This window comes from Mycolicibacter arupensis (assembly GCF_002086515.1).
Classification (GTDB): domain Bacteria; phylum Actinomycetota; class Actinomycetes; order Mycobacteriales; family Mycobacteriaceae; genus Mycobacterium; species Mycobacterium arupense.
The window spans coordinates 41,937-48,380 of record NZ_MVHH01000033.1 but is presented as its reverse complement, the minus strand read 5'-3'; the positions used below and the strand labels follow the sequence as shown (position 1 = coordinate 48,380).

6 protein-coding genes and 2 pseudogenes are annotated in these 6,444 nt (G+C 68.4%); 1 reads left to right on the top strand and 7 read right to left on the bottom strand.

Going from position 1 to position 6,444, the window contains the following annotated elements; translation table 11 throughout:
• Positions 1-199 (bottom strand): annotated as a pseudogene (locus tag BST15_RS22795) (DUF222 domain-containing protein); the annotation flags it as partial.
• A 167-nt stretch (positions 200-366) separates the two neighbouring features.
• Here BST15_RS22795 and BST15_RS14890 point away from each other — a divergent pair.
• Positions 367-2,559, top strand: coding sequence for an AAA family ATPase (locus BST15_RS14890; protein ID WP_046686452.1), 2,193 nt, complete (start codon positions 367-369; stop codon positions 2,557-2,559).
• Positions 2,560-2,561: 2 nt separating this feature from the next.
• Here the strand turns inward: BST15_RS14890 and BST15_RS22790 are convergent, their stop codons facing one another.
• The 6 genes and pseudogenes from BST15_RS22790 to BST15_RS14865 form a co-directional block, all read right to left on the bottom strand.
• The gene (locus BST15_RS22790; protein ID WP_046189770.1) at positions 2,562-3,005 is read right to left on the bottom strand and encodes an SRPBCC family protein; all 444 of its coding nucleotides are present in this window, start codon (positions 3,003-3,005) and stop codon (positions 2,562-2,564) included.
• Positions 3,006-3,362 (bottom strand): annotated as a pseudogene (locus BST15_RS23185) (bleomycin resistance protein); the annotation flags it as partial.
• Between the two features lie 62 nt (positions 3,363-3,424).
• On the bottom strand, positions 3,425-4,051 hold the full coding sequence (locus tag BST15_RS14880; protein ID WP_083071033.1) for an LON peptidase substrate-binding domain-containing protein: 627 nt from the start codon (positions 4,049-4,051) through the stop codon (positions 3,425-3,427).
• An 11-nt stretch (positions 4,052-4,062) separates the two neighbouring features.
• Entirely contained in the window at positions 4,063-5,229 is a 1,167-nt protein-coding gene (locus BST15_RS14875; protein ID WP_109370855.1) for a glutamate--cysteine ligase, read from the bottom strand.
• On the bottom strand, positions 5,210-5,920 hold the full coding sequence (gene sodC, locus BST15_RS14870; protein ID WP_046189753.1) for a superoxide dismutase[Cu-Zn]: 711 nt from the start codon (positions 5,918-5,920) through the stop codon (positions 5,210-5,212). Before sodC ends, BST15_RS14875 begins: the two co-directional genes overlap by 20 nt.
• 9 nt (positions 5,921-5,929) lie before the next feature.
• Positions 5,930-6,400: a LytR C-terminal domain-containing protein gene (locus BST15_RS14865; protein ID WP_109370850.1), complete on the bottom strand. Its 471-nt coding sequence runs from the start codon at positions 6,398-6,400 to the stop codon at positions 5,930-5,932.
• Positions 6,401-6,444: the final 44 nt, after the last annotated feature.

The following is a 6,444-nucleotide window of genomic DNA, read 5'->3' as shown; positions in this document are numbered from 1 at the left end:
GGGCGGGCCAGTGAGCCGGGGTGGAGTTGCGGGTTGAGCGTACACAGCCGATCACCGCACCGTCGCGTTCGAACCACACTTCGCAGGTGGCATCACAGGTCAGGTATTGCCGTTCGGCGTCTGGCAGGAGGGGGCCCAGGCGCAGAGCGCCGATCTGCTGTTCGACATCTAGGTGCACCGCGATCGCGTTGCGCTGCCCGGACAACTCGGCCAGCTCCTCGAAGAGCCCCTCAAGGCGTGCACCCGGACACACTTCGGCACTGGCTGAAGGTGCGAACGGGGACATGCCATCGGGATCGCAGAGGGGCACGACACGTCCGGGCACGTCGATTGCCACGCACGAGCAAACCCGCGTAATTTGACCGGGTGAGTTCCTCCGAACACAGCGGAGAAGACCGTCGGGTCGACACGGCCCGGCACCTGACCCTGATCGCCCGGCTCAACACCTCTGCCGTCGACGCACGCCGCGGGGTGGTCCGGCTGCATCCCGAAGTTATTGCCGCCCTGGGCATCCGGGAATGGGATGCGGTGTCACTCACAGGCGCGCGCACCACATCGGCGGTGGCCGGGCTCACCGGACCGGACGCCCCGACCGGGGTGGCCCTGCTCGACGACGTCACACTGTCCAACGCGGGGCTGCGGGACGGCACCGAGGTTGTGGTGGCCGCGGTGACGGTCTACGGCGCCCGTTCGGTGACACTGAGCGGCTCGGCCCTGGCTTCGCAGACGCTGTCACCGACGACGCTGCGCCAAGCCCTGTTGGGCAAGGTGCTCAGCGTCGGGGATGCGGTCTCTCTGCTGCCCCGCGACCTGGGGCCCGGTACCTCCACGTCCACCGCCACCAAGGCCCTCGCCTCGGCGGTGGGGATCAGCTGGACCTCGGAGTTGTTGACCGTCACCGGCGTGGATCCCTGTGGACCGGTGAGCGTGCAGCCCAACTCGCTGGTCACCTTCGCCGACGGGTCTTCCGTCCCGGCGGCCACGGTGGCCAAACACGTCGCCCCGGCCCGGATCGCCATCGACGAACTCAAGGGCTGCGAGGCCCAATCCGCCAAGCTGGCGGAATGGCTCAAGCTCGCGCTCGACGAGCCCCAGCTGCTCAAAACACTGCGCGCCGGAACGAATCTCGGCGTGCTGGTGTCGGGCCCGGCCGGGGTGGGCAAGACCACCCTGGTCCGAGCGGTGTGCGAAGGGCGACGTTTGATCGAGCTGGACGGCCCGGAGATCGGCGCGCTGGCCGCCGAGGAGCGGCTGGCCGCGGTGCGCTCGGCCGCGGCGCAGGTCTGCGACGGGGGCGGCGTGCTGCTGATCGCCGACGTCGACGCCCTTCTGCCCGAACCGTCGGAGCCGGTGGCCACGCTGATCCTCGCCGAGCTGCGCAATCTGGTCGCCACCGAAGGGGTGGCGTTCGTCGCGACGTCGGCGCTCCCGGATCACGTCGATCCCCGGCTACGGGCGCCGGAGCTGTGCGATCGAGAGATCCGGTTGAGCCTCCCCGACGGCGCCACCCGGGCGGCGCTGCTGGCAACCCTGCTCATCTCGGTTCCCACCGCTGACCTCACCTTGGGTGAGATCGCCGAACGCACACCGGGTTTCGTGGCCGCCGACTTGGCCGCACTGGTCCGTGAGGCGGCCCTGCGGGCGGCGTCGCGAGCCAGCGACACCGATGAGGAACCCCGACTGACGCAGGACGACCTGGTCGGGGCGCTCAGCGTGATACGCCCGTTGTCACGGTCGGCGGCCGCGGAGGTCTCCGTCGGCTCGGTCACCCTCGATGACGTGGGCGACATGGTGGCTACCAAGCAGGCGCTCACCGAAGCCGTGCTGTGGCCACTGCAGCATCCGGACACGTTCACCCGACTCGGCGTCGACCCACCGCGCGGTGTGTTGCTCTACGGCCCGCCCGGCTGTGGCAAAACGTTCATCGTGCGCGCCCTGGCGGGTTCCGGCCGGGTCAGCGTGCATGCCGTCAAGGGCGCGGAGTTGATGGACAAGTGGGTGGGCAGCAGCGAGCGAGCGGTCCGAGATCTGTTCCAGCGCGCCCGCGATTCGGCGCCGTCGCTGGTGTTCCTCGACGAGATCGACGCGCTGGCTCCGCGACGCGGTCAGAGCTTCGACTCCGGGGTTACCGATCGCGTGGTGGCCGCGCTGCTCACCGAACTCGACGGCGCCAACCCGCTGCGTGACGTGGTGGTGGTGGGCGCGACCAACCGTCCCGACCTGATCGACCCGGCGCTGACCCGGCCGGGCAGGCTGGAGAAGCTGGTGTTCGTCGAGCCGCCCGACGCCGATGCCCGGCGCCAGATCCTGCGGGTGGCCGGCAAATCGGTGCCGCTGCACGACGACGTGAACCTGGACGCGCTGGCCGACGATTTGGACGGCTATAGCGCCGCGGACTGCGTGGCACTGCTGCGTGAGGCGGCCCTGACCGCGATGCGGCGCAGTATCGACGCCGCCGACGTCACCATGGCTGATGTCGCCGCGGCCCGGGAAAATGTCCGTCCCTCATTGGATCCCGCTCAGGTCGACGCACTGCGCGCGTTCGCCGACAACCGCTGACGTCAGGAGTCCTCGACCAGGGTCGCCAGCCGCGACAGGGACGCCGCCAGCGAATCGGCGGTGGTGGTCCTGGCCCGAGCCAGCCGGTTCGGGTCGGTCAACGCCGACCAGTCGTAGGTATGGGTGACCCGGGTGCGCGCCGGTCCCAACGGCTCGAGTTCCCACCGCCACAGGTGACCCGGCGGCTCCCGGCCGGGTTCGGCTGGCCGCCAAGCTATTCGCCGCCCTTCCTCGAACTCGACTACATGGTTCTCCCGGACGGCCCCCATGGTCAGTGTCATGGCGAAGGTGTCTCCGACGGCATGCACCCGTTGGCCGGGCGCGGCTTCGGCCAGATTGGCGTTGCCGTCCCAGCGGGGTTGCCGGGCTGGGTCGGCGATGAACTCGAATATGCGTGCGGCCGGAGCCCCGATCACCCGGCTGGCCTGCACGACGGTGGCCTGCAACGGTGATCCGACCCGATGCAGGGTCCCGTCGGGGTCGACGTACGCGAATTCCCGGAGCCGGTAGTCGGTATCGGCCGGTTCGACGAAGCGGCCAGGCACCCCGGCAGTCGACCATTGCGCATACAGCGCATCGGCATCGTCGACGTAGAGGTACACGCTGGCCGCCGAACGCAGCGGATCATGTTCGTTCCACTCCGACAGATGCAGCGACACCGCACCGCGATCGACGAATCCGTACCGGGCAGGCCCGGTATAGGCCTGGGCGGTGAACCCGAGCCGGCGGTAGCGGTCCAGCGCGGCATCGAGGTCAAGCACCGGGATGATGGGCGCGACCGAGGTGAATTCGACGTCAGCCATGGCGTCAGCCTACGACGGCCACCAGAGGACCCGACTCGTACGATCCGCTGGTGGGCTCAGGTTCAACGCGGGATGTCGAATTCGACTCGGGCCGAAACGGTCTCGATCGCCTCGTGCAGCGCAGCCACCCGCTCCGACAGCGACGGCGCTGCCAGCACCGCATACCGGTCGGCCTCCCCCATCGGGACCCTGCAGGCCAGCGAGTAGAGCCGCTGTACGGGGTCCTGCGAGCGCGCCCGCCGACCGCCCAGAAGATTCGCCCTCCCGGGCGGCAGCCACCGCCGCTGGGCCTGAGCTATGCGCTTGTGCAGCGCGACTATACGGTCTTCGAGGGCACCGAACTGCGCTTCGCTCAGCGGCTCTGACGGGTCATCGGGCCATGGTTCCGCGTCGGCTCGGGGGTAGGGGTCGTCGGCCAGCCAGTGGCGCACGCGGATGCGCTCCCCGGCCTGGCAGCGCAGCACGTAGCGGCCGTCGCCGACGTCGTTGCACTCGGTGACGACGGCGGTCACGCCAATGTCGTTGCGCTGCTCACCACCGCCCACCTCCCGGCCTCGGGCGATCAGCACCACCCCGAAGCGCGGGTCGTCACTGCGCAGCAGATCCACGACCATGGCCGTGTAGCGCTGCTCGAAGATTCGCAGCGTCAGGTCCTCGCCGGGCAGCAACACCCCTTGCAGCGGGAACATCGGCAGTTCCCTCATGAGATGTCGAGCTCGGCCACCAATGCATCGACCACGGCACGCAGGTCGCCGTCGTGTTCCTCAGCGACCCGGCGCTGGCGCTGGTACGACGCGCCCGTCCGGTAGATGTCGGCGACCGCTGCCAACTCGTCGGCACAGTGCAGCCGCGCCGCAATCGGTTCCAGACGGTTGAGCAAGTCGTCGAGGTCATCGGTGACCAACCGCTCGTTGCTGTCGGCATCCAGGATGATCTCGGCATCGAGTCCGTAGCGCGCCGCACGCCATTTGTTCTCCTGCACATGCCAGGGCGGCATGGTGGGCAGGCTCTCGTCGGCCTCCAGTCGTCGATCGAGATCAACGATCAGGCAGTGCGTCAGAGCCACCAGGGCACCCAGTTCGCGCAAGTTGGACACCCCATCGCAGACCCGCACCTCGATGGTGCCCAGATGCGGAGAAGGCCTTATATCCCAACGGATCTCGTTGGTGTGATCGATGATGCCGGTCTTCTTCTGGTCGTAGACGAAGCCCTCGAACTCTCCCCAGGTCTGAAACTGAAAAGGCAGCCCCGCGGTGGGCAACTGCTGGAACATCATCGCGCGGTTGCTGGCGTAGCCGGTGTCATGACCGTCCCACCAGGGCGACGACGCCGACAGCGCCAGCAGATGCGGATAGTGCTGCAGCAGAGACGAAATGATCGGCATCACCTTGTACGACGAGGAGATCCCGACGTGGACGTGCACCCCCCAGATCAGCATCTGGCGACCCCACCACTGAGTACGTTTGATCAACTCGGCATAGCGCGGGGCGTCGGTCAGCTTCTGCGCCGACCACTGGGCGAACGGGTGCGTGCCGGCGCCGAACAGCTCCATGCCCCGGCTGTGCACGATGGGCCGGGTTGTCGCCAGGGTCTGGCGCAGATCCTCGATGGCCTCGCCGGTGGTGTCGCAGATGCCCGTGACCAGCTCAACGGTGTTGCGCAGCAGTTCTTTGTGCACGCGCGGGTTCTCACCGAGCTCGGACAGCACCGCGCTGGCTTCGTTGCTCAGGTCGCGTGTCTGGGCGTCGACGAGGGCCAACTCCCATTCCACTCCCAGGGTGGGCCGGGCACTGCGAGCGAACTCGATGCGGGCTTCGGACCGCGCGGAAGCCCAGCTGTTCGGCGGGCTATCCGGCGCCGATAACACCACACGCAATCCGCTTTCCGGCGTCTCCGGTGGTCAGCGTGGTCTGGTCCGGGCCGGGCGTGCCATTGACCTGGGTGTAGCGGTCCGCCGGGATGTTGGCGAAGTTGTCGTCGTCGGCGTGGACGATGATCGAGGTCCCGTCGCCGGCGAGCAACTCAGCCTTGGTGAACGCGTCCGTGGTGGTCACCAGCAGGCCACTGCCGTCCGAGCGCACCTGCAGAGAGGTCAGGTCGCCACTTTGGGGGTGCTCACTGTGTCCGGGAGCCTGGAAGTGGCCGCCGGCGGACAGGAAGGCGCCGGGGGCCCCGCCGTTGGGGGCTACCGAGTCCGCCTCGCACTTGCCGACGCCGTGGATGTGCAGGCCGTGGAAACCGGGGGTCAGCACACCCGGGCTGGTGGTGCGCACCGTGACGGTGGCGAACTCTTTGCCGCCGGCCTTGCTGAACTCGAATGTCGCGGTGGCCACCTGGCCGCCGTCGGGAGTCGTCAGGTGCGCGACAAGACCTTCCGAGCCACCCGAGCCGCCCGACTCGGACTCTCCGGCCGTGGGCGCCGCCGACCCGGTCCAGATTGCGGGCGTGGTGCCGGGAACGTCCGACGGCACCTGGTTGGGGGGACTACATGCCGCGAGCAACGCAATCGGGGTGGCGAAGACGACGGCGGTGAGAGCTCTGCGGTGACCTGTGACCATGCGAGGAGCTTAACCCGCGACCACCACGATGACGCCCGGTGGTTGCTCGGCCACGTCAGGGATGCGTGGCTCCACGACGGCTCCCAGCACGTCGGCCACCGAACGGGCCGCATCCTGCTCGCCCTCTGCGTCGCTGAAGTAGACGGTGGTCTGGGTGACCTCGGGCAGTTCCAGGTTCCCGATCTCGGTCACGTTCCAGCCGGCTTCACGCAGCCGATCCGCGGTGTTCCCGGCCAGGCCCGCCTGTTCGGAGATGTTGAAGACCCGCACGTCGGATTTTCGTGCCGGGCGTTCTGGCTCAGCCGGTGCCGAGACGGTGGTCACCGGCTGAGCGGTCGGTGCGCGGTCGGCGTCGTCGTCGTTGCCCGACGAGCCGAGGGCTTGGAAACCGACCAGCAAAAAGACGGTGCCCAAAAACAGCAGCACCATCACCATGGCCCGGAGCGGGAGTCGGGTGGAATCGGGAACGTGGTCGTTCATTGCGCCCACTGTATCCAGGAGCGGGCCATAACCTATAAACGCCA

Excerpts from the sequence above, each read along its gene's own strand:
- BST15_RS14880 (WP_083071033.1), bottom strand. The coding sequence starts at position 4,051 with ATGTTCCCGCTGCAAGGGGTGTTGCTGCCCGGCGAGGACCTGACGCTG.
- sodC (WP_046189753.1), bottom strand. The coding sequence starts at position 5,920 with ATGGTCACAGGTCACCGCAGAGCTCTCACCGCCGTCGTCTTCGCCACC.
- BST15_RS14865 (WP_109370850.1), bottom strand. The coding sequence starts at position 6,400 with ATGAACGACCACGTTCCCGATTCCACCCGACTCCCGCTCCGGGCCATG.